Here is a 426-nt window from a genome sequence, read left to right on the forward strand (position 1 = left end):
CAGACCTCACCTCACGATGACGCCCTTGCTTTCAGCTGCATCCTTCCCACTGCCGGGCGGATCAGGGACTCTCACCCATTAGAACGTGCGCCCGCCGGGCACACCGCAAAAGAAGGATCTTGGGTTTTGATAACCCTTGATCCTTCTTTGTTTTTCAGGCTATGCTTTTTTCACAGCCCCTCTCTTTATGTCAATCCTTAAGTTTCATTTCCTTTCTGCCGTTTCATGACCGCAAGCAATGCAAAGATCGCAAGGGCAATCGCAGCGATGGACACGACAAGGATGATCATTCTTCCCGGTCCGCCGGTCTGCAGAATCAGCTTTCCGCTGTCCGCAACCCGGAATACCGGATTGGTAACTTGTGTATCATTGACACTGGCAACCTTATGGTCTTTCAGCACCACCTTGATGTCATCCGACTGCAGT

At 51.4% G+C, this 426-nt stretch carries 1 protein-coding gene; it reads right to left on the reverse strand.

The window, feature by feature from the left end:
* Positions 1 to 197 precede the first annotated feature (197 nt).
* Positions 198 to 426: hypothetical protein (locus tag ACTNDI_RS14030; RefSeq protein WP_441101574.1), on the reverse strand; the 229-nt coding region annotated here is incomplete at its 5' end.

It is taken from the genome of Bilifractor sp. HCP3S3_D3, assembly GCF_052063915.1.
Lineage (GTDB): Bacteria > Bacillota > Clostridia > Lachnospirales > Lachnospiraceae > Bilifractor.